The sequence below is a fragment of the Myxococcus sp. AS-1-15 genome (assembly GCF_020037055.1).
Taxonomy (GTDB): Bacteria; Myxococcota; Myxococcia; order Myxococcales; family Myxococcaceae; genus Myxococcus; species Myxococcus fulvus.
Map to the genome: position 1 here is coordinate 283096 of NZ_JAIQDF010000007.1, position 26472 is coordinate 309567.

Consider the following 26472-nt stretch of genomic DNA (forward strand, 5'->3'; position numbering starts at 1 on the left):
AGTCCGGTTCGGCGGAGCCTCGCTCCGCCCACCGCTCAGCCCGCGCGTTTCCGGGCCGCCACCTTCTTCGGCGCGCGCTTCTGGCTCGCCGGAGCTGGCGTCTTCGACGCGCTCTTCCTGCTCGCGGGTGCCGCCTTCTTCGTCGAGGGCTTCTCACGCGCCGGGGCGGGCTTCTTCTTCCCGGCCGCGGCCTCCATCTTCTTGCGCGCCTCGGTCTTCTCGCCCTTGCGCAGCGCGAGGACCGCGGCGATCCACTCCGGCGCGTAGCTGGACGTGCAGCCCTTCGGGATGGGCCTCGGGTCCCAGCGCCCCAACCGCTCACCGATGGCGATGACCTCGGCGCGGTGCTCCGGCAGATGGAGGCCGATCCACACGAGGCAATGGTTGAGTCCCTCCTTCACGCGGTACGGCGCGCCCGGAAGCTCCCTCTCGATGCGAGCGAGCGTCGCCCCGACATCGAGGTCCTTCGCCAGTCCCGCCGGAATCCGTCCGGCGAGGAGCTTCCAGCCGGCGCGGCGCGGCAGTTCCTGATCGCCGTCTCGCCAGCGCTTCTCCAGGGCCTCGGCGACCGGCGCCTTCACGAGCACCCGGCCCACCAGCTCGTCCACCAGGAGCGGCAGGGTGAGCGGCTCGACCAGCTCGCGGGCCGCCTTCTCCGTGAGGGCCTCCGGGTCCAGCAGCATGCAGGCGAGGAGGCGGGCCTCGTGGTTCCCCGTGGCCCAGAGCTCCAGGCCCAGCGCGTGGTCCTGCCCCACCTGGCCGGCGAGCGCGCGAACCTTCCCCATCAAGACGCCGAACACGTTCTCTCCGGCGCCGTCGCGCACATAGCGCTCTCGCACCCTCGGGTCGCCGGCCGCCTCGAGCGCCTTCATCACCTGGGACCGCGTCATCTGGGTCGGCACCTGTGTCTCTCCTTCGTGGGAACCCCTGCTCACCACGAACTCCACCACAACGCCGCGGCGGTTCCATCGCCTGGCCGGTTCGTGGGCGTGTCACCCCCGCCTCCCCCCGGATTCCCGAGCAGGCGCACGGCTGCTCCCCGGGTATCCGGACACCCAAATCGCCTGGAAAGTCGGGAAGTTGAGGGACCGGGCAAGCGCGTGTTACGACCGCTCCCGGCCATTCTCCCCTCATCATCCCTGGCCCCCGGAGCCGGCCTTTCATGAGCGAGCGCAACGACATCCCGCGACCCCCTGTCACGGCCGCCCCTCCTCCGTCCGCCGTCGTGTCTGGCAAGACGGGCCCCTCCGCCACGGAAGTGCTCACGCAGTCCGTCCAGGCCGCGCCCCAGGCGGCGCCCACGCCCAGCATGGAGGACGAGGCCCGCGAGCGCATCGCCTCGCTCGAGCGCGAGGCCCGGACGCTCAGCGCGACGGACGCCACCACCGCCGCGCAGCTCTTCCACGAGGTCGGCCTGCTCTGGGAGGAGCCGCTCAAGAATCCGCGCAACGCGGCCGTCGCGTTCCAGAACGCGTACAAGCTCGCGCCGCGCTACCTGGTCAACATCCGCGCCGCGCGCCGGCTCTTCGCGGACGTGGGCAACTGGCAGATGGTCATCCAGCTGCTCGACGCGGAGCTGGCCGCCACCGACGACGCGCGCCACCAGGCCGCGCTCCTGTTCGAGAAGGGCATCGTCCTCCAGGAGCGCCTGTCCCGCGACGAGGAGTCCGCCGCGTGCCTGCGCCAGTGCCTGGAGCGCCGCCCCACCGACGTGGTGGTCCTCACGCAGCTCGAGTCCGTCTACGCCGCGCGCAATGACGCCGCCGCGCTGGTGGAGGTCTACCGGCTGCTGGCCGCCACCATGCAGCAGCCGTCGCTGCGCGCGCACTACCTGACGTCCGCGGGCCTGCTGCTCGAGGAGCGCCTCAAGCAGCGCGAGCCCGCCGCGTCGCTCCTGCGCGAGGCCTTCGCCCTGGACCGCGCGGACCCGCTGCTGCTCGCCGCGCTCAAGCGCGCCGCCGAGCGCGAGGGCCGCACCGAGGAGCTGCTGGAGGCGCTCACGGCGGAGGCCTCCCTGCTGGGGCCCCAGGCCGCGCCGGCCTACCTGCAGATCGCCAAGGTGCACGAGCGCCTGGGCCAGAAGGGCGAGGCCCTGGCGGCGCTCCTGGACGGCCGCCACGCGGCGCCCAATGACCCGCTCATCCTCAGCGAGCTGGCCGGCATCTACGAGACGCAGGGCCGCTTCGAGGAGCTGGCGGACGTGCTGCTCGCGCGCGTGGGGTCGCTCAACGACGAGAGCGAGCTGGTGGCCACCAACCTGCGGCTGGCCGCGCTGTACGAGGAGGTCCTCAAGCGCGAGGCCGACGCGGCGGCGCGCTATCAGGCCATCGTCGCGCGCATCCCCGGTCACGCGGCGGCGCTCGCGGGCCTGGGCAAGCTCTACTACCGGATGCAGAACTGGGAGGGGCTGGTCTCCGTCTTCGACGCGGAGGTCGCCGCCGCCGAGGACGCCAAGCAGAAGGCCGCGCGCATGTACAAGGCCGCGGAGATTCTCGAGGAGCGGCTGGGACGGCAGGAGGACGCCATCTCCCGCTACAACTCCTGCCTCCAGCTGCAACCCGGTTACCTGCCCGCGCAGAAGGCCCTCACCCGCCTCTACGAGCGCCAGGGCCGCTTCGCGGAGCTGGTGGCGATGTTCGAGCAGGACCTGCTCCAGACGTCGGACCGGGATCAGCTCATCACCACGCTCAACAAGATGGCCGGGGTGTACGAGGACCGGCTGGGAGACCTGGACCACGCCATCGAGTGCATGAAGCGCATCCTCGACCTGGCGTCGGACCACCTGCCCACCATCCGCAACCTGGCGCGGCTGTACGAGCGCGCGCAGCGCTTCCGGGAGCTGCTGGAGACGCACGACCTGGAGGCGTCGCTCGCGGGCGACACCAAGCAGGTGCTGTCGCTGCTCCACCGCAACGCCGAGATTCTCGACGAGAACCTGAAGGACCGCGCGGGCGCCATCACCGCGTACGAGCGCGTGCTGGCGCTGTCGCCGTCGTACCTCCCCGCGCTCAAGGCCCTGGGCCGGCTGTACGCCCAGGACGGCCGCTGGGAGAAGCTGGTGGACATGTACCGGGCGGAGTCGGAGAGCTCGCAGTCCACGGAGCAGGCCGCCGCGCTCATCTACAAGATTGGTGAGCTGTACGAGCAGCGCCTGTCCCGCGAGGACGACGCCATCGCCTCGTACCAGGAGGCGCTGATGCTGGCGCCCAGCTACTTCCCCGCGCTGCGGGCGCTGGCCCGCATCTACCGCGCCCAGGGCGCGTGGGAGAGCCTGGTCGCGATGCTGCGAGAGGAGGCCGCCAACCGCACGGACCCGCTGGAGCGCGCCAACGCGCTGTTCCAGGCCGCGGTCATCTGGGAGGACGCGCTGCGCCGCCCGGACCTGGCCATCGAGACCTACCAGGAGGTGCTGCGGCTGACGCCGGGGCACGCCGCCACGCTGCGCGCGCTGGAGCGGCTGTTCCTGGCGCAGGACAACGTGAAGGAGCTGGTCGCCATCCTGGACCGCGAGACGCAGGTGGGGAACACGCCCGCGGCCAAGGTGACGGCGTACCTGAAGCTGGCGCGGCTGTACCTGGACCGCTTCCAGGAGCCCTCGCGCGCGGCGCTGTGCTGCGAGGCCGTGCTGGGCCTGGACGCGGGCAACCTCACCGCCCTTACCCTGCTGGAGCGCATCCGCGCGTCGGACCGGCCGCGCCGCGCGGAATTGCGTCAGCGCATCGCCGAGCGGGTGAATGATCCGCGCCTGGCCACCGCGCTGCGGCTGTCCGCCGTGGTGGACCTGGACAAGGGCCCCGCGGAGGGCACGCTGGAGGCGTACAAGCGCGCCTTCGAGGCGGACCCGGGTGACGCGCGGCTCGCGTTCGCGCTGGAGCGCTCGCTCAAGCTGGCGGGGGACGTGTCGGGCCTGGCCCGGCTGTACACGCTGCGGCTGGCGCACGCGCGCGACGCGGACGAGGCGCTGGAGATGCTGCTGCGCACCGCCGAGCTCGCGGAGACGCGCTTCGGGGACCTGGAGCGCGCGGCGGCGCTCTACAAGCAGGCGCTGGAGCTGCAGCCGCAGTGCATCCCGGCGCTGCAGGGGACGCGGCGCGTGGCGATGCGGCGCGGAGACGCGGCCGAGGCGCGCTCGGCGCTGGAGGCCGAGGCGCGACTGAGCAAGGACCCGCGCGGCGCCATCGACGCGTTCATCGGCGCGGCGCGGCTGGCGTCGCTCATCCAGAAGGACACGGACGGCGCGGCGGCGCTCTACAAGCAGGCGCTGGAGAGAGACCCGCTGCACCCGGCGGCGCAGGCGGGGCTGGAGGAGCTGCTGGCGCACCGGGGCGGCTCGGCGGACCTGGCCGCGCTGCACGAGCGGCGCGCCGAGGCGAAGCTGGCGCAGAAGGACCACGTCGCCGCGGCCACGGGCTTCGTGAGCGCGGCGCGGCTGCACCACGGGGCGCTGGGAGACAAGCCGCGCGCGGTGGCGCTGCTGGAGAAGGCGCTGTCGGCGCAGCCGGGCCACATCGAGGCGCTGGAGCTGCGCGCCGCCCTGCTGCTGGAGGCCCAGCAGTACGCGGAGGCCGCCGCCATGCTGACCCAGCGCGTGCAGCTGGGCGGAGACGTGCGCACGCTCGCGCCCTTCCACCTGACCTTGGGCACGCTGTACCAGACGCACCTGAACGACGCGACGCGCGCCATCGCGTATCTGATGACGGTGCTCGCCTCGCAGCCCCGGCACCAGGAGGCGCTGGAGCGGCTGGCCACGCTGCACACGCAGGCGCGCAACTACGCGGGCGCGGTGGACTGCCTGCACAAGCTGTTGCAGCAGGAGCTGCCTGCGGACGCCCGCGCGCGCTTCACGCTGGAGCTGGCGCGCACGTACGACGAGGGCCTGGGTGACGCGGCCGCGGCCACGCCGCTGTACCGCCGCGCGCTGGAGCTGTCGCCCGGCGACACCACGCTCATCGACAAGCTGGTGACGCTGTACGAGCGCGCGAGGAACCTGCCGGAGCTGGCGCAGCTCCTGGAGGCCCAGGCCTCGGCGTCCACGGACCCACGCCGCGCGAGCGCCCTGCGGGTGCGGGTGGCGGAGCTGTACGCGGGCGCCCTGTCCGAGCCCGCCCGCGCCACCGGGCTGTACCGCCAGGTGGTGGACGCGGATGGCACGAACCTCACGGCCCGCTTCGCGCTGGCCGGCCTGTACGCGCGCGACACGTCGTCCGTGCCGATGGCCATCGAGGAGCACAAGCAGATCCTCCGCCAGGACCCGACGCGGGTGGACAGCCTGCACGCGCTGTTCAAGCTGTGGGAGGGCCTCAAGCAGTTGGACAAGGCGTTCTGCGTGGCGTCGGTGCTCCAGTTCCTGCGCTCGACGAACGAGGTGGAGCTGGCCTTCTACACGGAGGGCCGCGCGCGGCTGGCGCAGGAGGCTCGCGAGGCGCTGACGTCGACGGACGTGGACACGGTGCTGCTGCACCCGGGCGTCCGTGGCCCGCTGCTGGAGGTGCTGCGGGCGATGGGTGACCAGTTGGAGAAGGTCTACCCGCCGAGCTTCGACATCGTCGGCGTCAACCCGAAGACGGACAAGCTCAAGCCGGACAGCGCGGTGTACAAGGCCGTGCGCGCGGTGGCGCAGGTGTTCGGCGTCGAGGAGTTCGACGCGTACCAGGCGCGGCGCGGGCTCACGGTGCTGGAGACGACCGAGCCCATGTCGGTGTGCATCGGTCAGGACGTGGTGCGCCGCTTCAACGCGCGCGAGCAGAAGTTCCTGCTGGGCCGCGCGGCGCTGGGCCTGCTCAACAAGGCGGCCGTGCTGGAGAAGCTGTCGCAGGGCGAGACGGCGGACCTGTTCGGCAACGCCATCCGCATCCACGCGCAGAACTTCTCCGCGCTGGGCCGGCGCAACGACGAGGCGGTGAAGCAGCTGCGCAAGGCGTTCTCCCGCAAGGCCATCAAGGCGCTGGAGGGCCCCGCGATGTCGCTGGGCGACGTGCAGAAGCTGGAGCTGGCGCCGTGGCTGGACGCGCTGGACTACTCGGCGGACCGCGCGGGCCTGCTGATGGCGGGTGACGTGTCCGTGGGCCTGGGCATGGTGCTGCGCGAGGACCCGAACTTCGCGGGCGCGAAGCTGGACTCGGCCGAGCCCGTGATCCAGGCCGTGCGCGAGGGGGAGCGGCTGCGCACCCTGGTGTCCTGGTCCTTCACCGACGACTTCTTCCGGCTGCGCCAGCGGCTGGGGCTGTCGCTGTAGTCGCCGGTCGCGGCGGGAGGCTTCGTCACTCCCGCCGCAGCACCGCGCCGTCGGGCAGGCCGCCGATGATGCGCGCGACGGCCTCCTCCACCGGGCCTCGCTCGCCGGCCTCGACGGTGATCTTCACCCGGTAGTCCTTGGCCGGGTCGAACTCCGGATACGAGCCGATGGCCACGTGCGGCATGTTCAGCGCCACGTGGTCCAACACGGCGGCGATTTCACTCTCGCCCAGGCGCAGGAACAGGTTCTGGAGCACCACGGGACTGCCGCTCAGGCGCGCGAGCACCGTCTCCAGCTGCATCCGGAAGAGCTGCGGCACGCCGGGCAGCAGGTAGACGTCACCGACGGTGAGCACCGGGTACCACGTGCCCGCCTGGGGCAGCAGCACGGCGCCCTCGGGCGCGTCGGCCAGGCGCATGCCCTCCGGAGTCACCTTGCCCTCGGGCGCGCGCGCCTCGATGAGCGACACCATCTCCGGCAGGCGCACCACGGACCTGCCCAGCGCCATCGCCACCGCGCGCACCGTGACGTCGTCGTGGGTGGGGCCGATGCCGCCGCTGGTGAACACGTAGCGCGCGCGCTGCCGCGCCCGGTTCATCGCGTCCACGATGGCGTCCACGTCGTCCAGGATGGTCTCCACCGAACGCAGGGGGATGCCCACCTCGCGCAGCCTCTTGATGAGGTGCGGACCGTTCTGGTCCTGGACCTTCGCCGTCAGGACCTCGTTGCCGATGATGATCGCCGCCGCGCCCGTGCGCTCCATGGAGCGGCGGACTCTACCGCAACGGCTCGGATTTCCGTGGCGCGAGTCGGGGGGACTGTCCGCGATGTCCGAATTCAAAGGGCTCGGCCCCGCCCCTCGGGGCTGGGGCGCACCCGACCACGGGGGGCTGCAGGCCCCCTTTAGCGCTTGCGTCCGAGCAGCTTGCGAATCTGGACCAGCGAGGCCTGCGTCACCGCCTCGATGCCCTGCTCACCGTCGATGTGGACGATGCGCTCCTTCTTCGCGCGGCGGCGGATGGCGGCCAGGTACTGCTTCGCGATGCGCCGCTGCGCCTCGTCCGCCTCGAACAGCTCCGCCGCCCCACCCCGCGCCGCCCGTCGCTTCGCGGCGACTTCCGGCGCCACGCCCACGAACAGCGTCAGGTCCGGCGACACGGCGTAATCGTTCACCTGCTCCACCCAGCCCATGGGCAGGGACGCCCCCTGGTAGGCCAGCGAGGACAGCACGTACCTGTCACACAGCACGAGCTTGCCCTCCTCCAGCGCGGGCAACACGCGCGCCGCCAGGTGGTCCGTGCGGTCCGCCGCGAACAGCAGCGCCAGCGTCTGGGGCGTCAGGGGCCCCGCGCCCTGGGGCAGGCCCAGGCGGCCCGTGAGGGCCTGGCGAATCAGCGTGCCCACCGGCCCGTCCGAGGGCTCACGCGTGGTGAGCACTCCATGCCCCTCCGCCCGCAGCGCGGCCGCCAGCCGCTCCGCCTGCGTGGTGGTGCCGGCGCCGTCCAGTCCCTCCAGGACGATGAACCGGCCCCGACGGGAGACCTTGCGCGCCCCGCTCACTGGGGCAGCAGCGCGGAGGGCTCGTCCAGCCGGAGCTGGCTGCGCAGCTCCAGCATCGTCTGGTAGCGCTGGAGCTCGTCCGCCAGCACCCGGCGTCCCAGCACGTAGCGGCGGAAGGCGTACCCCAGCAGCACCACGGCCAGCAGGGCCACGCCCCAGGCCAGCAGCGGGGTGCGCAGGGAGTCGTAGAACAGCTTGCCCGCCGCCCCACCGAACATGAGGGCCACCATGGTGGCGACCCCGGTGTGGGCGAAGTGGGTGGTGCTCTGGCGGACGGACAGGCTCTCCTGGAGCTGGTCGAGCCGCGTCCTCAAGTCCTGGGTGTTGGCGCTCATCTCGGAACCGGGCACCCTACAGCAGCCCGTCCCACGCGTCGAGTCATCGTCCCTGGGGACTCCAACCTTCCAGGTCGCACACGATTCCGCCCACACCGAAACGGGCAGTCGGAGGAGCGCCCCTGGAGGACCTACTCCGGCCCATCATCCGGGCGCACGCCGGGAGGCGGGTTGGCTTGCCAGCCCCGGACCTAGACGCTACATGCGCCTGCACATGCAGACCCGCGAGCGGACCGAAGCCACCATGAGCCACGACGCCAAGCTCTCCTCCATCGAGGATGCCATCCAGGACATCCGCGACGGCAAGTTCGTCATCGTCGCGGACGACGAGGACCGCGAGAACGAGGGCGACCTCATCATGGCGGCGGAGAAGGTGACGCCCGAGCACCTGGCCTTCATGGTGCGCCACACCAGCGGCATCGTCTGCATGCCCATGCTGGCGGACCGACTGGACGCGCTGCGGCTGCCGCAGATGGTGTCGGACAACACCGAGTCCCACCGCACGGCCTTCACGGTGTCCGTGGACTACCGGCACGGGACGACCACGGGCGTGTCCGCGGCGGACCGCGCGAAGACCATCCTGGCGCTGGCGGACCCGGAGAGCCAGGCCAACGACTTCCTGCGCCCCGGGCACATCTTCCCGCTGCGCTACCGCGAGGGCGGCGTGCTGCGCCGCGCGGGCCACACCGAGGCCACCGTGGACCTGTCCCGGCTGGCGGGCCTGGGCCCCTCCGGCATCCTGTGCGAGCTGGTGAAGGACGACGGCACCATGATGCGGATGCCGGACCTGCAGGCCTTCGCGCTGGAGCACAAGCTGCGCGTCATCACCATCGCGGACCTCATCGAGTACCGCCGCCGCAAGGACCGGCTGGTGCGCCGCGAGCCGGGCCAGCACACCGTCACCACCCGCTACGGCGACTTCACGGCGCTCACGTACACGTGGCTGCCGGACGGCGCCAAGTCGCTGGTGCTGGTGAAGGGAGACCCCGCCGCCCGCCCGAGCGCCCTGGTGCGCCTGCACGCGGCCTGCACGATGGGCGACGTGTTCGGCTCGCCCACGTGCAACTGCAACGCGCTGCTGGACCAGTCGCTCGCCCGCATCGCGCGTGAGGGCACCGGCGTCCTGGTGTACCTGCCCGGCATGCACGGGGACGACTTCGGCATCCACCACAAGCGCAACGCGGACGGCAGCGCCGACCTGCGCAGCGGCCCGCACGAGACGCGCGACCTGGGCATGGGCTGCCAGATCCTCAACGACCTGAACGTGCGCACGCTGCAGGTGATGACCAACACGGACATCACCTACCGGGGCCTCGCGGGCTTCGGGCTCACCATCGACAAGCGCGTCCCGCTGCTCGCGGACTGACGCGCGCCTCGCCGTCTCCGGGGGCGGCGGCTCCCCTCGAGGTGAGCCCCGCCCTTCCCTCGCGACGTCAGCCCAGGTCCGACAGGGCCGAGCGCACCGCATCGAGGTTCGCGGGCAGCTGCACCGGAGGATTCGCGTAGCGGCTGGTGACGTCCGCCAGCGTGCCCCGGTGGTAGCCCACCTTGAAGTCCGCGAACTTCAGCCCGTGCGCGGTGGACACCACCGCCACGCGCGAGCCCTTCTCGATGACGCCCTGGGCGACGAGCTTCTCCAGCGCCGCGAGCGCCACGCCCGTCTGGGGACAGGTGAACGTCCCCTCGCGGTCCGCGCGCGCGGCGGCGTTGGCCAGCTCCGACTCCGTCGCCTCCTCCACCACGCCGTCGAAGGCCTTGAGGATTCGCACCGCGCGGCGGAAGGACACCGGGTTGCCAATCTGGATGGCGGACGCCAGCGTGCTCTCGGCCTGCATGGGCCGCAGCTCCTGGAAGCCGCCCCGGAAGGCGCGGGCCAGGGGGTTGGCGCGCTGGGCCTGCGCCACGGCGATGCGCGGCCTGCGGGTGATGAGGCCCAGCTCGAGCATCAGCTCGAAGCCCTTGCCCAGGGCGCTGGCATTGCCCAGGTTCCCGCCCGGAATCACCACCCAGTCCGGTGGCTCCCAGCCCAGGTCCTGGCACAGCTCCACGGCGACCATCTTCTGGCCCTCGATGCGCAGCGAGTTCATCGAGTTGGCCAGGTACAGGCCCGTGTCCGCCGTCACCGCCTGCACCAGGCGCATGCAGCCGTCGAAGTCCGTGTCGAGCGACAGCACACGCGCGCCATTGGCGATGGGCTGCACCAGCTGCGCGAGGGAGACCTTGTCGCGCGGCAGGAAGACCACCGCGGGAATCCCCGCCGCCGCGCAGTAGGCGGACAGCGCCGCGGAGGTGTCTCCCGTGGACGCGCACGCCACGGCGCGCAGGGGCATGCCCCGGGCCCGCATGTGCTTCACGGCGGACACGAGCACCGTCATGCCCCAGTCCTTGAAGCTGCCCGTGGGCGAGACGCCGCACTCCTTCAGGTCCAACGCGGACAGCCCCAGCTCGGACGCCATGCGCGGCAGGGGCTTGAGCGGGACGCGGCCCTCGCCCAGCGAGACGATGTCCTCCACGGGGAGCTGTGGGTAGGCCCACTCGCGCTTGCCCCACACGCCGGAGCCCTCCGGCAGGCGCGATGAACCGAAGCGCGACTCGAAGCGCCGCTTCCACTCCGCCGCGGGCACCGCGCGCAGGGCGTCCACGTCGTGACGCACCTCCAGCAGGCCTTCGCAGCGGGGGCAGCGATAGACGACGTCCAGGAGCGAGGCCCGGAAGTCGCAGCCCTCGCTGCACGCGTACTCCGCCTTGAAGCCGGACTCCGAGGCGCTCATGTCTGCTCCACCAGCCGCGTGCCACACTCGGAGCAGGCCCGACCCGGGCGGCCCCGGGTGTGGCACGAGGGGCAGGCCATCCAGTCGTTGTCCTCGCCCGGCTTCCCGGCCACCACGACAGGCGCCACGCGGGCGCGAGGCAGCCGCATGCCGCAGTTGTCGCAGAGCAGCCCCTGCGCCTGGACGTTGCGGCAGTAGCGGCAGACCACCGCGCCCAGCGGGGCCGCGGTGCGCACGCCGTCATCCGGCGCGCGGCCCGTGTCCAGCTCGGGGAGCACCGCCACCGGCAGGTCCCCCGTCGGCGCCGAGCGCGTGAGCTCCAGGTCCTGCACCACCTGCGGCGGCAGGTCCGGCCCGCTGCGAAGGCGCGTGATGTCCAGCTCCGGCAGCGGCTGCGCGTTCACCGCGTCGCGGCCACCGGCGTGCGGCGTCAGCTCCAGCTCCGGCAGCGGGGCCACCGGGGGCGTCGCGCCCGCGGCGTCCACCGGGAAGCGCTTCCCGCAGACATCGCACTCGGTGCCCTCGGGCTGTACGTGGTCGCAGACCGGACAGATGATCATGATGCCGGGACGTTAGCGGGCGGCCACGTTCGGGGGCAACGCGACTTCTCGGCCCGTGGTGGCTTCCAGGCATCCGGGCGGACCGCTCCCCTCTCGGACCCGTCAGGGCCGGGGGACTCCCGTCGGCCCCGTCAGGGGGACGAAGCGCACGGGCAGCAGGGACTCCACCCGGGGGAGATGACCCACCTCCTTGGCCCGATGGATGAGCAGCAGCTGCTGGGCGCCCTCCAGCGGTCCGACGGGGACCACCATCCGGCCCCCGCGCCGGAGCTGGGAGAGCAGCGAGGAGGGCACCTCGACCGGCGCGGCGGTGACCATGATGGCGTCGAACGGCGCCTGCTCCGGCCAGCCCTCCGCGCCGTCGCCCTGGCGGAAGTACACGTTCTGGAAGCCCAGCCGGTGGAGCCGCTCGCGCGCCGAGCGGGCGAGCTCCGGGACGATCTCCACCGTGAACACCTCGCGGCACAAGAGCGACAGCAGCGCCGTCTGGTAGCCGGAGCCCGTGCCGATCTCCAGCACCCGCTCATGCCCCTCCAGGCGCAGGGCCTGCGTCATGAACGCCACGACATAGGGCTGGCTGATGGTCTGTCCATGGCCGATGGGCAGCGGCGCGTCGACGCCCGCCTCCGAGCGCGAGTGCTCCGCCACGAACTCCGCCCGGCTCAAGCGGCCGATGCCCTCCAGCACCCGAGGATCATGGATGCCCTGTCGGGACAGATACTCGGCGCGCTCCAGATCTCCCATGCCCGAAGCCTAACCACGCGAGGCGCTCGCAGCAGCGGGCGGGTCCGACAAGCCTCGCGGGAATTTCCCCGGCGGCACGCTATCCAAGGCAAGGCCCCCCACCCTACGCTCGCGCGATGGCCGAGCCGGCGTACATCTTCGGGCGAGTCGAATCCCCAGGCGGTATCCAACCTCCGCCCACGCGTCTCCCGTTCGTCCAGGGAATCATCCCGCTGCTGCTGGCGCTCGTCGGCGGGTATCAGCTCCTCGGCCTCCGGCCGACCACGCTCGAGCCGGTCAGCGTCCAGGGCGCGTTGCTCGTGGGGACGTTGGTGTGTGGCGTCTGGGGCGCGGTCCGCATGCGGCGCTCGCTGCGGCTGCGAGCCTTCGCGAAGGCGCACCGCGCCGAGCCCTGGCTGTGGGACCACCCCTGGACCCAGGAGACGGTGGCCCCCCAGCTCGCGACCGGGCCGCTCCTGCGTCCCATCCTCGGGGGCCTCGCCATCGTGGGGCTGCTCGGCGCCTTCGGGCACCTCGCCCCCGAGGTCCTGGGCCCGGACACGCCCCAGAAGCAGCGGCTCGGCGGTGGATTCATGCTGCTCGCGCTGACGACCTTGGGGCTCTACGTGACCTGGCGCTTCCTGCTGCGGGCCTTCTATCGCCGCTGGAAGGCACGCCGCGTCTTCGGACGCTATCACCGACGCGCGCTCCTCCACCTGGCGACAGCTGGGCGAGGAGGTCTCCTGGGAGCTCGAGGTTTGGGGCGTCACCGAGCAGGAAAAGACCTTGGACGTGAATTTCCGCCTCCCGGTGTACGTCACGGCCGCCACCCGCCTCTGACGCGGACGCCCTCCATGCTGACACCCCTGCTCCTGCTGCTCACGGCCGCGCCTCCGGACGCCGCCACCCTGCGTGCCCAGGCCCAGAAGGCCTATGACGCGAAGCAGTTCGCCAAGGCCTGTCCCCTGTTCGAGAAGCTCACCCAGCTGTCACCCCAGGACGGCGCCGCGTGGGCGGACCTGTCCTTGTGCCTGTTCCGCGCGAAGAAGAAGCCCGCGGCCCTCGACGCCGCGCGCCACGCCGTGCGCTGGGGCGATGAGAAGACCCGCAAGAGCACCTACTTCAACCTGGACAAGTTCGGCGGGGAGGATGGGGTGTTCACCCGCGATGGGGACGACGCCCCCTGCAAGAAGGCCCACCTGCCAGCGTGCGCCGAGACCGCCTGGCTCTGCGCCGACCCGTATTCGGACCTCTATCGAACGTCCGGGGAGACCTCGGGCGGCTCCTACAGCGCGGTCTTCCTGTGCTCCGAGCCCCAGTCCTCGGAGGGTGGGGGCTGTACGACCATCGACCTGGGTGGAAGCCAGGACACCTTCGCCGGGACCTCGGACGACAGCCCCGGCATCTACTCGTTCAAGGGCTGCACGGTCGTCGCGGTGGACCCGTGCGAGCGGAGGTTGGGCCTGGCCTGCACCGAGGGCGAGGGCGTCCTCGCCGGACCGGAGGGGAGGACAGCCACGCGCAAGCGTGCCTGGGTGGAGGAGCGCGGCTACGAGCCGCTCCCGAAGCCCAAGAGCCCCGACGCGGAGCCCTGACGCGCGCTACCCCACCCGCGCGAGCGCGAGCCGGCCTTCCCACCGCTCCTCGAGCGCCTTCACCAGGCCCTGGTGCTCGGGAGACTTCATGTCCGGGTCCCTGGCGAGGATGCGCCGGGCCTCGGCCTGCGCCATGGAGAGCAGGTCCCCATCCCGCGCGAGGTTCGCCACCGCCAGCTCCGGCAGGCCGCTCTGCCGCGTGCCGAGGAACTCGCCCGGCCCGCGAATCTCCAGGTCCTTCTCCGCGATGACGAAGCCGTCGCTGCTGGCCTCCATCACCGACAGCCGCTCGGTGGACTCCCACGAGCGCGCGCTGCTCGCCACCAGGTAGCAGTAGCTGGCCGCGGCGCCACGTCCCACGCGCCCACGGAGCTGGTGGAGCTGGGACAGGCCGAAGCGCTCCGCCGCCTCCACCACCATCACCGAGGCGTTGGGCACGTCCACGCCCACCTCCACCACGGTGGTGCACACGAGGACGTCCAGCCGCTTCTCGCGGAAGTCCTCCATGACCGCGTCCTTCTCCTCCGCCTTCATCCGCCCGTGCAGGAGGCCCACCTTCGCCTGGGGGAAGGCCGCCCGCAGCTTCTCCACGCCGCGCGTCGCGTCCTCCAGGTCCAGCTTCTCCGACTCCTCCACCAGCGGATACACGACGTAGGCCTGGTGGCCCTTGGCGAGCTCCGAGGCGATGGACTCGTAGACGCGCGCGCGCTGCTTGTCGTTGAACACGCGCGTGTTGATGGGCGTGCGGCCAGGCGGGAGCTGGTCGATGATGGAGAGGTCCAGATCTCCATAGAGCGTCATGGCCAGCGTGCGCGGGATGGGCGTGGCCGTCATCACCAGCACGTCCGGCTTGGGGCCCTTGCTCATCAGGGAGTGACGCTGGAGCACGCCGAAGCGGTGCTGCTCGTCGATGACCACCAGCCCCAGCTTGTCGAAGGACATGTCCTGCTGGATGAGGGCGTGCGTGCCCACGGCCAGGTGGATGTCTCCCCGGGCGACGGCGTCGCGCACCTGGCGCTTGGCCTTCGCCGCGCCGGACGCGCTCACCAGCCCCACCTGGAAGCCGAGCGGACCGAGCACCTTGCGGAAGTTGCGCTCGTGCTGCTCCGCCAGGATTTCGGTGGGGGCCATCACCGCGACCTGGTAGCCGGCCTGCAGCGCCACCATCGCGGCGACCATGGCCACCGCCGTCTTGCCGCTGCCCACGTCGCCCTGCACCAGCCGGTTCATCGGCTCCTCGCGAGCCATGTCCCGGGCGAGCTCCTCCACCACGCGCGCCTGGGCCCCCGTGAGCTGGAAGGGCAGCGCCGCGCGCGCCTTGTCCATCCGCGTGGGGGACACGTCGAACGCGATGCCCAGCTCCGCCTTGACGCCCTGGCGCTTGAGCGCCATGCCGAGCTGGAGGAAGAACAGCTCGTCGAACGCGAGCCGACGGTGCGCCGGGCTCTGGTGGACGTCGAGCGCCTCCAGGTCGGCCGAGTCCGGCGGGAAGTGGATGAAGCGCAGCGCCTCCGGCAGCGGCATCAGCTCCAGGCGACGGCGCAGCTCCGGGGGCAGCGGGTCCTCGAGCTCGTGCGCGTACTGCTCACCGACGCGCGAGGCCAGCTCTCGGAACGAGCGCTGCTCGCCGCGCTCGAAGCCCGGGTACACGGGGACGATGCGGTTGAAGTGCACGGAGCCGGCGGAGTCCAGGTCCTCGGCGGGCTCGATCTCCGGGTGCGCCATCTCGCGCCCGCTCATCGTCGCGCGCACCTCGCCGGAGAGCACGATGCGCTTGCCCACGGTGAAGCGGCTCTTGAGCCACGGGCCGGCGTTGAAATACGTGGCCGCGATGCTGCCCGAGCGGTCCCCCACCACCGCGCGGAACATCCGCCGTCCCTGCTTGCCGGGCACGAAGTCGGCGACCTTGACGATGCCCACCGTGACGCCGCGCGCGCCGGGCTCCAGCTCGGCGATGGTGAGCAGCCGCCTGCGGTCCTCGTAGCAGCGAGGCAGGAGGAAGAGGATGTCGCCCATCCGCCGGAGGCCCTTCTTGTCCAACGCGGAGATGAGCCGGGGCCCCAGTCGCTTGCCCAGCGTCTTCAGCGGCGAGGACAACGGCCCCGAGCGCGGCGCGATGGACAAGAGCTTCGCCTCGGAGCGGGAGGCCTCCGCCGCCACGGCGCGCTTCTTCTTGCGCTGCTCCTTCTCCTTGCGCGCCTTGGCCGGGGACGTGCTCGCGGGGCCCGTGTCGATGGAGGTCTGTCGGCCCGGACGTCCGTCGGCGCGCGGGGCTGGGGGCGTACCAGGACGCGCGAGTCCCGCCTGCGCGCCGTATGAAGCGCGGGGCGCGTTCCCCATCTCCGCGCCCCCGGTGCGGGGCGCCGCGGTCTTCGCCCGGGCAGAGGTCGGCACGGGCTCGTTCGACCTCCACGGTGGAATCTGGACGTAGCCCGGAGGCGGCCCACCCTGTCCGCCGTCCACCGAGGCGCGTCCGCTCGCCCCCCGGACCACCGGGCCCAACTGCCCCTCCTGGACCCGTCCCGCGTTCGGATGGGGGCGAGGCGTCCGCGCCGTGTCGGCCCCTCCACGCGCCTGGTCTCCCGACGCCGGAGGACGTGCTCCGGACGCGGCCTGGCGAGGCTCCAAACCCGGCATCCCTCGCGGAGGGTTCGGCTCGCCCGAAGGTGTACGCCGCGCGCTGGCCGCATGACCGCGAGGCTCCGACTCCGACGTCCCTCGCGGAGGGTTCGGCTCGCCAGAAGGAGCGCGCCGCGCGCCTGACGCCTCACCGCGCGGCTCCGATGCCAGCGTCCCACGCGACTCGTGCCCCGCGTCCTCGGTCCCCTCCCCGCTCGCGAGCCCCTCCAGCTCCGCCGGCAGCGCGACGCCGCTGAGCTTCAGGCCCGCGACGACCCGCCGCAGCGCGGCCTTGCGGCGCTCGGGCGTGGGATGGTCCACGTACGGCAGCGCCGCGCGCAGGTGTCCCAGCGCCTCGGCGTTCACGCCGCTGGCTCCGGCCAGCGCGCGCTCCAGGACGGGCGTCAGCCCCTTCACCGTCGCGAGCATGGCGAAGTCGCGCTGACACGCGTAGCGCAGGGGCCCTACAAGACTGGCGAGCGGATGGTTCACGCGTGAGTCACGTCCATCCATCCTACGGAACGGGGGTGACGTCTCCCAGAAAACGCGACCGGGGAAGCGAGCCAAGGCCCGCTCCCCCGGTCCGCTGTCCTCAGCTGTTCCCGTCGGACGGCGGACTCAGCCCTCGCCAGCCGGGGCTTCGTCCTGGGGATCCTCGAAGCGGATCTCCTGGATCTCCAGCTCGCGCGTGCCACCGGGGCTCTGCACCGTGGCGATGTCGCCCACGCGCTTGCCGATGAGCGCCCGCGCCACCGGCGACGTCACGGCGAGCCAGCGCTTCTTCAGGTCCGCCTCCATCTCCCCGACGATGCGGTAGGTGACGGGCTTGTCCGTCTCCGTGTCCAGCAGGTCCACCGTCGCCCCGAAGATGACCTTGTCACCGCCCAGCTTGCTGGGGTCGATGACCTCCGCGCGCGCAATCCAGTCATTGAGGGTCAGGATGCGGCCCTCGATGTGGGACTGCTTCTCCTTCGCCGCGTGGTACTCCGCGTTCTCGCGCAGGTCCCCGTGGGCGCGGGCGACCTCGATCTCTCGCGAGATCTTGCCTCGCTCGACGGACTGCAGGTGCTTGAGCTCCGACTTGAGCTTGCGCAGCCCGGAGGGGGTCATCGGGATGTTGTCGCTCCCGCTAGCCATCGACACAGCTCCTTCCACCACTCCCAGGTTCACGAAAAAGTCGAGGGCCGGCGCTCCTCCCGGAGCCCGGCCCCCTCCATGAAGGTCCCAATGTAGGGAACCCGTGACATGCAGGTCAATGAAAGCCGTACAGGGACCCTCGCGGACGCTGGGCGCACGCGGGGTGAGCCGCTAGGCTGCCTTCCGTGCTGTCCGTCCAGGAATTGCGCGCGCTCGCCGCGTCACTGCCCGCCAGGGATTTCGAGCGCCAGCTGGGGCCCTTCGCCCTCATCCAGCGTCCCCCCTCGGAGGCCTCGGCCGCCGTGCTCGCGCCCACCCGCATGGCCGCGCCCGAGGACATCAGCCTGGGCATGATGACCCTCCTGTTCGAATTCGAACACCTGCGCGTCGCCACGCTCCCGCCGCTGCACGCCACGGACCGGCTGCGCATCGGCCGGCGCATGGACTGCGACGTGGTCATCGACGACGCGTCCGTCTCCAAGCTGCACGCCGAGCTGCGCTGGAACGAATCCCAGCACCGCTGCACGGTGCAGGACCTGGGCTCCACCAACGGCACGTTCCTCAACGCGGGCACCCTGGGCCTGCGCGAGGCGACGCTGCGCGACGGCGACATCCTCAGCTTCGGCAACGTGCAGTTCTGGTACCTGGAGGCCCGCACGCTGCACGAGCGCCTGAAGGCAGGCGAAGCCACGGGCCTGGGCTCGCGCAGCGGCTGAAGGCCCCACAGGGTGACAGTGTCCTCGACAGGAGCAACGCCCCCATGACGCAGCCCGCGCGCGACGAGCGCGACTACTTCGAGCGCATCTACACCGTCGTCCAGGCCGTCCCCTCCGGCAAGGTGGCCACCTACGGCGACATCGCGACCATCGTCGGTGACGGCTGCGACGCGAGGGTGGTCGGCCATGCGTTGGGCGCGCTGGGCGCACGCTCGGCCACGGTGCCCTGGCAGCGCATCATCAACCGCACGGGCGGCATCAGCCTGACGGGCCACGGACAGAAGGAGCTGCTCGAGGCCGAGGGCGTCGGGTTCGACGAGCGAGGCCAGGCGCGCATGGACCTGCACCACTGGTCCGGCCCGAGCGAGGACTGGGCGCGCGCCCGCGGCTTCCAACCATTGCCCGCACCGACGGCCAAGCCCGCCGCCGCGCAGCTCTCGTTGTTCTGACGACGCGAAACCGTCCGTCGAGGGCTCGGCTCCCCGGCTGCTTGCCTGCGGGAATGGACGCGCGAAAGTCAGGCCCCAACCCCCCGGGCCGGATTCCGCCATGTCGCTCGCGCTATTCCGCTGGAGTGCCGTTCTCCTCGTGTGCCTCTTCACGACCGCCGTCCTCGCGGCCGAGGCCCGTCCTCGTCGCAAGGCGAAGGCCGCGAAGCTGGTCCACATCGATGGCGGCCACCGTCTCCACCGCGACGCGGCCTCCGCGCTCCAACGCATGACGTTGGACGCGGCGAAGCACGACATCGCCCTCCGGGTCACCAGCGGCTACCGCTCCCTGCCCGAGCAACGCCTCCTGTACGAGCAGTACCGCCGGGGTCGGGGCAACAAGGCGGCGCGGCCCGGACGCTCCAACCATCAGCGCGGGCTCGCGGTGGACCTGGTCATCGGCAAGCGCACGTCGAAGCGCTATCAATGGCTCCAGGCCAATGCCTGTCGCTTCGGCTTCCGCCGCACCGTGCCCTCCGAGCCGTGGCATTGGGAGTACCGCCCCAGCAGCACCTTCCCACCCGTGGTCGGACACGACTGCACGGGCAAGGAGGTGAAGCGCCCCAAGCCCACGCCCGAGCCCGTCGCACGTCAGGACGCGAGCTGACCCTGGGTCGCGCAGGCCGCACCTCCCCAGCGAAAAGGCTTCCACGCTAGGCTGGCCGACAGGTCCCGACACATGGCGCCCCGGTGACACCCGGACGTCACGAAGACGTCACGGGACCGGGCTGTCACGTGCGCCCGGCAGCGTTTCATCAAGGGGCGAACCCACCGTGGGAGGGCGCAATGATGGACCCCTTGAACCTGTCGGGCCCGGATTTCCTCGCGCTGTATGTCCTGCTGGCCATGGGCGCCGTGGCGCTCGGACTGCTGCTGCGCTGGATGCTGCGCACACCGGGAGGCGGCCCGGACGTGTTGCCGCAGAAGCTGGACCCGTATGAGCTCGCGATGCTCTCCGGCCCCAAGGCCGTGGCGCACACGGCCCTGGCGAGGCTGCTCCACGACAAGGCCCTGGTCATGGACGGCACGACCCTGACGACGACGGGCAAGCGGTCCGACTTCGCGTCCCCTTTCGAGCGGCTCGTCTACGCCGCGGTCCATGAGTCGAAGAAGAGCAACGCGGAGCTGGTCGCCAGCATCGAGCCCGCGCTGGAGCGGCTCAAGCATCCCCTGCAACAGCGCGGCTGGTTGGTCGACGAAGGACAGGCCACGCGGGCCCGGTGGCTGCCGCTGCTGCCGCTGCTCGGCGTCCTCCTGCTGGGGCTCGCCAAGATCAACGTGGGCCTGGAGCGCGAGAAGCCCGTGTCCTTCCTGGTCTTCCTCTGCTTCGTCACGGCGGTCACCCTCTTCTTCCTCACGAGGCCTGTGTGGACCAGCCGCCGGGGCTCGGCGCTGCTCCACGCGCTGCGCTGGAATCAGCAGCCGCTGAAGACGTCCGTCATGAGCACGGAGAACTCCCAGGTGATGAACAGCCAGGACCTGGGGGTGGCGGTGGCCCTCTTCGGCCTGGGCGCGGTGGCGATGAGCGACTTCGAGCTGATGCGCCGGCACATCGACCCCTCGGGCTCATCCTTCGGCGGCGTGAGCAGCTCGAGTGGTTGCAGCGGCTCCAGCAGTTGCAGCAGCGGCGGCGACGGAGGCGGCGGTGGTGGTTGCGGCGGCTGCGGTGGAGGTGGCGATTGACGGTGCCCGGTCTTCGGAAGGTCGGCATCGGGTGGCGACGCGAGCTGGCGCTCTTCATCGACCGGCGCCCCGGGCTCGGCTTCGTGGAGGTGCTCGCCGAGCACCTCTCGCCGAAGGGCCCCATCCCCGAGCCGCTCTCACGGCTGCGCGAGCGCGGTGTCCCCGTGGTGCTGCACGCGGTCTCGCTGGGTCTGGGCTCCGCGGAGCCGCCCGACCCGCGGCGGTTGGCGTGGCTGGCGGGACTGGCGGAGCGGCTGGGCGCGGTGTGCGTCAGCGAGCACCTCGCGTTCGTCCGCGCGGGAGGGCTCGAGTCGGGGCACCTGCTGCCGGTGCAGCGCTCCGAGGAGGCGCTGGAGGTGCTGACCGAGAACATCCGGATGGCCGAGGCCGCGCTGCCCGTGCCGCTCGCGCTGGAGAACGTGGCCTCGCTGTTCGAGTGGCCCGACGCGGCCTTCTCGGAAGCGGACCTGCTGCGCGGCGTGCTGGAGCGGACCGGGGCCTCGCTGCTCCTGGACGTGGCCAACCTCCACGCCCACGTGCTGAATCACGGCACGGATGCGGACGCGGTGCTCGCGGCCGTGCCTCGTGAGCGCTTGGCCTATGTGCACGTGGCCGGCGGCGTCCAGCGCGGCGGGCTGTATCACGACACGCATGCGCATCCGCTCCCCCCGAGGCCGCTCACCTTGCTGGAGCGACTGGCCGCGCGACTGGGGCCCGTTCCGGTGATGCTCGAGCGCGATGACCGCTTCCCGCCCGAGGCGGAGCTCACCGCGGAGCTGTCCGCGATGGAGCAGGCGCTCCTGCGCGGCACGGAGCGACATGGCCGAGAGGCCCACCGAAGCACGCCCGAGCGGGGTGTCCCTCGCGGGGTCCATGAGCAGCGGGATACGCGGAGTGCCACGCAGGAGCGCGGCGCCACCGACGCGAATCGGGAGGGCATGGCATGAGCGCCCGTGAGCGACAAGCCCGCGCCCAGGCGGAGCTCGTGCGCGCGCTCGGAGTCGGCGCGCCTGTTCCACCAGGGTTCGACGAGGCCCGCGTGCTCGCGGCCGCGCAGTCCCTGATGAGCAAGCGCCGCCGGGGCGTGGAGCGTGCGTGGCCCTTGCTGGCCTCCGCGCTCGGTCCCGACTTCGCGCCGCGCTTCGAGCAATGGGCCCGGTCCAACCCCATGTCCATGGAGCCCGACTCGCGCGTGGAGGGACGGCGCTTCGCCCAGGCCCTGCGCGACGAGGGCCGACTGCCGGGCGACCTGTCCAGGGACCTGCTCGACTTCGACGCGAGCTGGCGCGTGACAGCCTCGGGCGAGCTGGTGCGACGCTGGGGCATCGTGCTCATCGCCCGGCGTCACGACACGACGCGCCGGCGCCAGTGGGCCCTGCGACTGCCCGGTGGACGCGTGCTGCGGTGGGCCCCGGAACCCCACCCCCAGGGCCCCATGGCCCCACCCGGGGTGGACGTCCCCAGGGGGACATGATTCCGGAGCCCATCTCGACTACCCTTGCGCCCTCACCTGAGCCGAGGGGGCGCATGCTCGTCGTGCCATCCATGTTGGATGCGGTCACCGTTCACGCGGAGGGGGCGCTTTGCACGCGCATCGCCACCCTCCAGCTGGTGGAGGACCGCGTCCCCAATGAAATCCAGCTCAACGGACTTCCCCTCTCGCTGCGAACCGGGACGCTCCGGGCCGCGGTGCGACAGGGCCCGCCCGGCCTCACCATCCGCGCCATCCGGCCCACCTTCGATGTCCAGCTCCCTCCCGAGGTCGACGTCCCCCAGGAGCACCGCGCCCTGGAGGAAGCCCTCTCGCGCGTCTCGGACGTGACGGCACGCCTGGAGGTCACCCGGCGCGAGCTGCAGGCCGTGGGCAAGCTCAAGCCCACCTTCCCGCCGCAGAAGAAGGCCCGCTACACGCCCCACCAGACGCCCCTCGACTCACTGCTGGCGCTCACGTCCTTCGTGGACACGGAGCTGGCCACGCTGAACGCGCGGCTGCTCGACCTGGAGCGGGAGCTGCGCGACGCGGAGAGCGACGTCCGCCTGCGACGCCAGCGCCTGCACGAGGCCTCCTCGTCCGTCCGCGGCGAGCGCGCCCGCGTGTACCGCGCCGCGGTGCTCACGCTGTCCGGCAACCCCTGGCCCCGCGAGACGCCCGCGCTCATCGCGCTGGAGTACGCCGTGCCCGGCGCGCTCTGGGTCCCGACCTACGATTTGCGGCTGCCTCGCACGCTGGAGGAAGGCACGCTGCGCATGCGGGCCACCGTCAGCCAGAACACCGGTGAGGACTGGACCGGCGTGAAGCTGTCCGTCTCCACCGCGGCCCTGGACCGCCGGGCCGAGGTTCCCGAGCTCAAGGCGCTGCGCATCGGTCGTCGCCAGCCGCCACCGCCGCGCTCGGGCTGGCGTGAGCCACCGCCGGGGCTCGACGAGCTGTTCGCGGGCTACGACGCCCGGCGCGCTCCGGCGCTCACCAAGCCGAGGCCGCCGCCGATGGAGCCACCTCCGCCCCCCGCGCCCGCGCCGTACGTCGCGGACCACGAGAGCACTGACTCGGGAATGGAGAGGCTCCGCAGCGCGCCCGGTGGCGCCGTGGGCTCCGCGCCACCGTCGGCGAGGGCCAAGCGTCTCGCCGCTCCGTCCATACCGCCCCGTCCCTCCATGGCGCCCCAGCGGGAGCTGTCGCGCTCGCGAGGCGGCTTCGCCAGGAACCAGGCGCCCCTGGAGGAAGAGGTCCTGGCCGAAGCGCCGGGCGACGACGACGACATGCCGATGGCCTCCATGGACCTCGCCGACTTCGACGGGGCCAGGGGAGGTGGAGGCGCCAGCGTGGACCGACTCTCCGCCGCCGCGCCGCGCCTGGAGCCCTCCGACAGCCTGCTGGACTACGACCGGCTCACGCTGGCCGCAGCCGATGACCTGGAGGGCCGGGGCCGACTGCGCTCACGTCCCACCCACGTCACGCGGGAGCTCATCGCGCTGCAGGCCATGCAGATCCAGGTGAACGTCCTCTCGTTCATCGCCGTGAGCGAGCAGCAGGTGTCGAGCCTCCGCCAGTTGCCCCTTCCGACGTGGTCCGTGCCGCCGCGCGAGTCGGCGATGCACTTCGACGCGAAGTTCGATCTGGAGTCGCGGGTCGACGTGCCCTCGGACTCGGCCTGGCACACGTTGCCGGTGTTGTCGGTGCCGGTGGGCCTGTCCGCCGAGTACGTCATCGTCCCCTCCGTGGAGCCGAGGGCCTTCCGCACGGTGCGCGTGGAGAACCGGACGCCCTACCCGCTGCTCGCCGGCCCCGTGGACGTCACGCTCGGCGACGAGTTCCTGATGACCTCCCCGCTGCCCACGATGCCCCCGGGCGCCACGCAGCGCCTGGGCCTGGGCGTGGAGGAGTCCATCAAGGTCGCGCGCAACACGCGTTTCGACGAGGCCACCGGCGGTATCTTCGGCGGCGCGACGATGCTCACGCACCACGTGTCGGTGGAGCTGGCCAACCGGCTCTCCAACCGCATCCTCGTGGAGGTCTGCGAGCGCGTGCCCGCCGTGCCCACCGGCTACGAGAAGGACATCAAGGTGGAGGAGACGGAGACGGCGCCCCCCTGGCAGAAGCGCACGCCGCTTCCGGGCGAGGCCCCCGTGGAAGGCGAGCGTGCCTGGCGCGTGGTGCTCCAGCCCGGTGAGGCGCAGACCCTGAAGGCGACGTGGACCGTGAAGATTCCCGCCAGCAAGATGCTGGGCGGCGGAAACCGGAGGACCTGATGAGCACGCCCCTCACCCTGCCGGTGGTCAAGGTCACCGTCCTGGAAGATCGCGCGCTCGTCGAGCGTCGCGGAGAAGTCCCGTTGGTCCCCGGAGCGCAGCGGCTGGTCATCGCCGGCCTGTCGCCGCTGGCGGTGGACCGCTCGCTCCAGGCGAAGCTCGCCGGAGGCACCGTGTCCCAGGCCCGCGTGCGCCGCGTGACGCGCGCCCAGCCTCCGGAGGCGCTGCGCGAGCACGCCACGGAGCTGAGCCGTCGCGTCGCGGACCTGGAGCGCCTGGAGCGACAGGCCCGCGCGGACCGGGAGCGGCTGAACACGCGCCACGGCCTGCTCACCGCGGCCCACGCGGACGTGTACCGCGCCATCTCCGAGCAGTCCGGCGGAGGCGTCGCGCAGCCCGACACGTGGAAGCAGCAGCTCGACAACGTGCGCGAGGCGCTGGAGGCCGTGGACTCGGCCCGGCGACTGGCGGCCGTGGAGGAGCAGCGCCTGCAACAGCAGCTCGCGCAGGCGCGCGGCGCGCTGTCGAACACGCAGAAGCCCGAGACGAAGCTGGACGTGCACGCCGAGCTCGAGGTCGGCCATCCCGCGGGCGGCACGGCGCTGCTGTCCATCACCTACCTGGTGCCCTGCGCCGCGTGGCGTCCAGCGTACCGCGCGACGCTGGAGCCGGCCCAGGGCACCCAGGGTCCGACGGTGCGCCTGGAGTGCGAGGCCGTGGTGTGGCAGCGCACCGAGGAGGAATGGAAGGACGTGGAGCTGGCGCTGTCCACGGCGCGTCCCACGCTGGGCGCGGCGCCGCCCCGGCTGGAGTCGGACTGGCTCTTCCTGCGCGACAAGACGGAGCGCGAGAAGCAGGTGGTGGACGTCTCGGTGCGCGAGGAGGTCATCCAGAACACGGGCGAGGGCGCCGGTGCCCGACGCGACGAGGGCCTTCCCGGCATGGATGACGGCGGCGAGGCGCTGTCCCTCACCGCGCCCCACCGCGCCCACATCCCCGCGGACGGAGAGCCGCACCGCATCCCCCTGTTCCACTTCACCGCGCCCGCCGCGTCGGAGCTGGTGGTGTGCCCGGAGCTGTCGCCGCTGGTGCACCGCGTGGCGAGGTTCGACAACGTGGGCCCGTCCGTGTTGCTGGCGGGGCCCGTGGACCTGGTGCGGACCAGCGGCTACGTGGGGCGCTCGCAGCTGCGCTTCACCGGCAAGGGCGAGCGCGTGCGCCTGGGCTTCGGCAGCGAGGACTCGCTGCGCGTCGCCCGGATGACGGACATCCAGGAGGAGACGAGCCGGCTGTCGGGGCGCAAGCAGAAGACGCACCACGTGAAGATGTTCCTCTCCAACATGAGCGCCCAGCCCGCGGCGGTGGCGCTGGAGGAGCGCATCCCCGTCTCGGAGGTGGAGTCGGTGGAGGTGACGCTCCAGAAGGACACCACCCGCCCGGCGCCCACGAAGGTGAGCGCGGAGGGCATCGCCCGCTTCGAGCTGACGGCGCCGCCGCGCTCTCAGCAGGAGTTGACGTTGGTCTACACGGTGAGCAGCGCCGCGAAGGTGGCGGGGCTCTAGAGGTCCCTCATGCGCACGTCCCTGTATGGACTCGGGTTGCTCATGGCGTGGGGGCCGGTGTCCCCGGCCTTCGCCGACACGCCGCCTCCTCCACCGGAGCCCGAGCAGGAGCGGCGCATCCCCCAGGTCGCCGTGGACGTGGGCGGCGGCTGGGGGCGGATGCAGCACCCGACCACGGACATCCCCGGGCTGAGGAACGAGGTGCGCACCGTGGGCGCCCGGGCCAACGCGGTGCGACTGGCCGGAGGAATCCACTTCAACATGGTGCGCGGCTCCGGTCGGACGGACTGGTGGTGGACCAATGGCGTGGACTGGTACCTGCTGGGTGACGACGTCCAGGTCCTGGCGCTGCGGCCGGGCATGGAGAAGCGCCTGTCGCTCACGGACTCGCTGAGCCTGGGCGTGAGCCTGTTCGGCGCCGCGTCGGAGGTGTCGCTCGCCACCGGCCGCATCTCCGCGAACATCCCGGGGACGGGCGGCGGAGATCCGGTCATCGACGGCCGGTACTTCCAGGCGCGCTCGCGCAAGTGGATCTTCGGCGGAGGCGCGGGCGCGGCGCTGCAGTACCAGCTCAACCGCTGGTTCCACACGCGGATGCAGGTCGGCTACACGCAGTTCGTGTCGCAGGCGAAGAACTTCCAGGTGAGCCCGGTGAAGGGCCCGGACAGCTTCTCCGTCTCGCTCAGCGGCCCGTGGGCCGCGGCCTACGTGGGCGTGGGACTGTGACTCCGTCCCGTG

General features: G+C 72.0%; 21 protein-coding genes. 12 read left to right on the forward strand and 9 right to left on the reverse strand.

The annotated features are described in order from the left end of the window. Positions 1-35: 35 nt before the first annotated feature. Positions 36-902, reverse strand: a complete 867-nt coding sequence (locus K8625_RS20860) for a DNA alkylation repair protein (protein WP_223783687.1) — start codon at positions 900-902, stop codon at positions 36-38. A gap of 260 nt (positions 903-1162) precedes the next feature. Between K8625_RS20860 and K8625_RS20865 the strand changes: the two genes are divergently transcribed. Further along, on the forward strand, positions 1163-6235 hold the full coding sequence (locus K8625_RS20865) for an Adventurous gliding motility protein K (RefSeq protein ID WP_223783688.1): 5073 nt from the start codon (positions 1163-1165) through the stop codon (positions 6233-6235). A 25-nt stretch (positions 6236-6260) separates the two neighbouring features. Here K8625_RS20865 and K8625_RS20870 read toward each other — a convergent pair whose 3' ends face one another. The 3 genes from K8625_RS20870 to K8625_RS20880 form a co-directional block, all read right to left on the reverse strand. Further along, positions 6261-6998, reverse strand: a complete 738-nt coding sequence (locus K8625_RS20870) for a molybdopterin-binding protein (RefSeq protein WP_223783689.1) — start codon at positions 6996-6998, stop codon at positions 6261-6263. A 140-nt stretch (positions 6999-7138) separates the two neighbouring features. Continuing rightward, complete coding sequence (gene tmk, locus K8625_RS20875; protein WP_223747355.1) at positions 7139-7795, reverse strand: dTMP kinase; 657 nt, start codon at positions 7793-7795, stop codon at positions 7139-7141. Continuing rightward, positions 7792-8130 (reverse strand): hypothetical protein, encoded by a 339-nt coding sequence (locus tag K8625_RS20880; protein WP_223747354.1) that lies wholly within the window; start codon positions 8128-8130, stop codon positions 7792-7794. The genes tmk and K8625_RS20880 overlap by 4 nt, the downstream gene beginning before the upstream one ends. Positions 8131-8344: 214 nt before the next feature. Between K8625_RS20880 and ribB the strand changes: the two genes are divergently transcribed. Beyond that, the gene (gene ribB / locus K8625_RS20885) at positions 8345-9496 is read left to right on the forward strand and encodes a 3,4-dihydroxy-2-butanone-4-phosphate synthase (protein WP_324289193.1); all 1152 of its coding nucleotides are present in this window, start codon (positions 8345-8347) and stop codon (positions 9494-9496) included. A gap of 67 nt (positions 9497-9563) precedes the next feature. Here ribB and thrC read toward each other — a convergent pair whose 3' ends face one another. The 3 genes from thrC to K8625_RS20900 form a co-directional block, all read right to left on the reverse strand. After that, positions 9564-10901 (reverse strand): threonine synthase, encoded by a 1338-nt coding sequence (gene thrC / locus K8625_RS20890; protein WP_223783690.1) that lies wholly within the window; start codon positions 10899-10901, stop codon positions 9564-9566. After that, on the reverse strand, positions 10898-11461 hold the full coding sequence (locus tag K8625_RS20895) for a hypothetical protein (protein WP_141323439.1): 564 nt from the start codon (positions 11459-11461) through the stop codon (positions 10898-10900). The genes thrC and K8625_RS20895 overlap by 4 nt, the downstream gene beginning before the upstream one ends. Positions 11462-11563: 102 nt before the next feature. Further along, a complete protein-coding gene (locus tag K8625_RS20900) occupies positions 11564-12205 on the reverse strand; it encodes a protein-L-isoaspartate(D-aspartate) O-methyltransferase (protein ID WP_223747350.1) in 642 nt (213 codons plus the stop codon). A 116-nt stretch (positions 12206-12321) separates the two neighbouring features. Here K8625_RS20900 and K8625_RS20905 point away from each other — a divergent pair, with 116 nt between their 5' ends. Then, positions 12322-13779 carry a M48 family metallopeptidase gene (locus K8625_RS20905; RefSeq protein ID WP_223783691.1) on the forward strand — a complete coding sequence of 486 codons (1458 nt, stop codon included), beginning with the start codon at positions 12322-12324 and terminating at the stop codon, positions 13777-13779. Between the two features lie 6 nt (positions 13780-13785). Here the strand turns inward: K8625_RS20905 and recG are convergent, their stop codons facing one another. Together recG and greA are read right to left on the reverse strand one after the other, a co-directional pair. After that, entirely contained in the window at positions 13786-16890 is a 3105-nt protein-coding gene (gene recG, locus K8625_RS20910) for an ATP-dependent DNA helicase RecG (RefSeq protein ID WP_223783692.1), read from the reverse strand. 126 nt (positions 16891-17016) lie between these two features. After that, positions 17017-17535, reverse strand: a complete 519-nt coding sequence (gene greA, locus K8625_RS20915) for a transcription elongation factor GreA (protein WP_141323442.1) — start codon at positions 17533-17535, stop codon at positions 17017-17019. A 185-nt stretch (positions 17536-17720) separates the two neighbouring features. On the opposite strand from greA, the gene K8625_RS20920 reads away from it, so the two are divergent. The 9 genes from K8625_RS20920 (at position 17721) to K8625_RS20960 (ending at position 26460) form a co-directional block, all read left to right on the forward strand. Then, positions 17721-18251, forward strand: a complete 531-nt coding sequence (locus K8625_RS20920) for an FHA domain-containing protein (RefSeq protein WP_141323443.1) — start codon at positions 17721-17723, stop codon at positions 18249-18251. Between the two features lie 44 nt (positions 18252-18295). Further along, complete coding sequence (locus tag K8625_RS20925; RefSeq protein WP_223783693.1) at positions 18296-18700, forward strand: MGMT family protein; 405 nt, start codon at positions 18296-18298, stop codon at positions 18698-18700. A 139-nt stretch (positions 18701-18839) separates the two neighbouring features. Then, positions 18840-19346, forward strand: a complete 507-nt coding sequence (locus K8625_RS20930) for a D-alanyl-D-alanine carboxypeptidase family protein (protein WP_223783694.1) — start codon at positions 18840-18842, stop codon at positions 19344-19346. A 179-nt stretch (positions 19347-19525) separates the two neighbouring features. Further along, positions 19526-20422, forward strand: a complete 897-nt coding sequence (locus tag K8625_RS20935) for a TIGR04222 domain-containing membrane protein (RefSeq protein ID WP_223783695.1) — start codon at positions 19526-19528, stop codon at positions 20420-20422. 2 nt (positions 20423-20424) lie between these two features. Next, the gene (locus tag K8625_RS20940; RefSeq protein WP_223783696.1) at positions 20425-21369 is read left to right on the forward strand and encodes a DUF692 domain-containing protein; all 945 of its coding nucleotides are present in this window, start codon (positions 20425-20427) and stop codon (positions 21367-21369) included. Continuing rightward, positions 21366-21896 (forward strand): hypothetical protein, encoded by a 531-nt coding sequence (locus K8625_RS20945; RefSeq protein ID WP_223783697.1) that lies wholly within the window; start codon positions 21366-21368, stop codon positions 21894-21896. The genes K8625_RS20940 and K8625_RS20945 overlap by 4 nt, the downstream gene beginning before the upstream one ends. A 53-nt stretch (positions 21897-21949) precedes the next feature. Beyond that, complete coding sequence (locus tag K8625_RS20950) at positions 21950-24172, forward strand: DUF4139 domain-containing protein (protein WP_223783698.1); 2223 nt, start codon at positions 21950-21952, stop codon at positions 24170-24172. Next, on the forward strand, positions 24172-25734 hold the full coding sequence (locus K8625_RS20955) for a DUF4139 domain-containing protein (RefSeq protein WP_223747342.1): 1563 nt from the start codon (positions 24172-24174) through the stop codon (positions 25732-25734). The genes K8625_RS20950 and K8625_RS20955 overlap by 1 nt, the downstream gene beginning before the upstream one ends. 9 nt (positions 25735-25743) lie before the next feature. Continuing rightward, on the forward strand, positions 25744-26460 hold the full coding sequence (locus K8625_RS20960; protein ID WP_223783699.1) for a hypothetical protein: 717 nt from the start codon (positions 25744-25746) through the stop codon (positions 26458-26460). Positions 26461-26472 lie beyond the last annotated feature (12 nt).

Excerpts from the sequence above, each read along its gene's own strand:
- K8625_RS20865 (WP_223783688.1), top strand. The coding sequence starts at position 1,163 with ATGAGCGAGCGCAACGACATCCCGCGACCCCCTGTCACGGCCGCCCCT.
- K8625_RS20870 (WP_223783689.1), bottom strand. The coding sequence starts at position 6,998 with ATGGAGCGCACGGGCGCGGCGGCGATCATCATCGGCAACGAGGTCCTG.
- K8625_RS20880 (WP_223747354.1), bottom strand. The coding sequence starts at position 8,130 with ATGAGCGCCAACACCCAGGACTTGAGGACGCGGCTCGACCAGCTCCAG.
- ribB (WP_324289193.1), top strand. The coding sequence starts at position 8,345 with ATGCAGACCCGCGAGCGGACCGAAGCCACCATGAGCCACGACGCCAAG.
- thrC (WP_223783690.1), bottom strand. The coding sequence starts at position 10,901 with ATGAGCGCCTCGGAGTCCGGCTTCAAGGCGGAGTACGCGTGCAGCGAG.
- K8625_RS20895 (WP_141323439.1), bottom strand. The coding sequence starts at position 11,461 with ATGATCATCTGTCCGGTCTGCGACCACGTACAGCCCGAGGGCACCGAG.
- K8625_RS20900 (WP_223747350.1), bottom strand. The coding sequence starts at position 12,205 with ATGGGAGATCTGGAGCGCGCCGAGTATCTGTCCCGACAGGGCATCCAT.
- K8625_RS20905 (WP_223783691.1), top strand. The coding sequence starts at position 12,322 with ATGGCCGAGCCGGCGTACATCTTCGGGCGAGTCGAATCCCCAGGCGGT.
- greA (WP_141323442.1), bottom strand. The coding sequence starts at position 17,535 with ATGGCTAGCGGGAGCGACAACATCCCGATGACCCCCTCCGGGCTGCGC.
- K8625_RS20925 (WP_223783693.1), top strand. The coding sequence starts at position 18,296 with ATGACGCAGCCCGCGCGCGACGAGCGCGACTACTTCGAGCGCATCTAC.
- K8625_RS20935 (WP_223783695.1), top strand. The coding sequence starts at position 19,526 with ATGATGGACCCCTTGAACCTGTCGGGCCCGGATTTCCTCGCGCTGTAT.
- K8625_RS20945 (WP_223783697.1), top strand. The coding sequence starts at position 21,366 with ATGAGCGCCCGTGAGCGACAAGCCCGCGCCCAGGCGGAGCTCGTGCGC.
- K8625_RS20950 (WP_223783698.1), top strand. The coding sequence starts at position 21,950 with ATGCTCGTCGTGCCATCCATGTTGGATGCGGTCACCGTTCACGCGGAG.
- K8625_RS20955 (WP_223747342.1), top strand. The coding sequence starts at position 24,172 with ATGAGCACGCCCCTCACCCTGCCGGTGGTCAAGGTCACCGTCCTGGAA.
- K8625_RS20960 (WP_223783699.1), top strand. The coding sequence starts at position 25,744 with ATGCGCACGTCCCTGTATGGACTCGGGTTGCTCATGGCGTGGGGGCCG.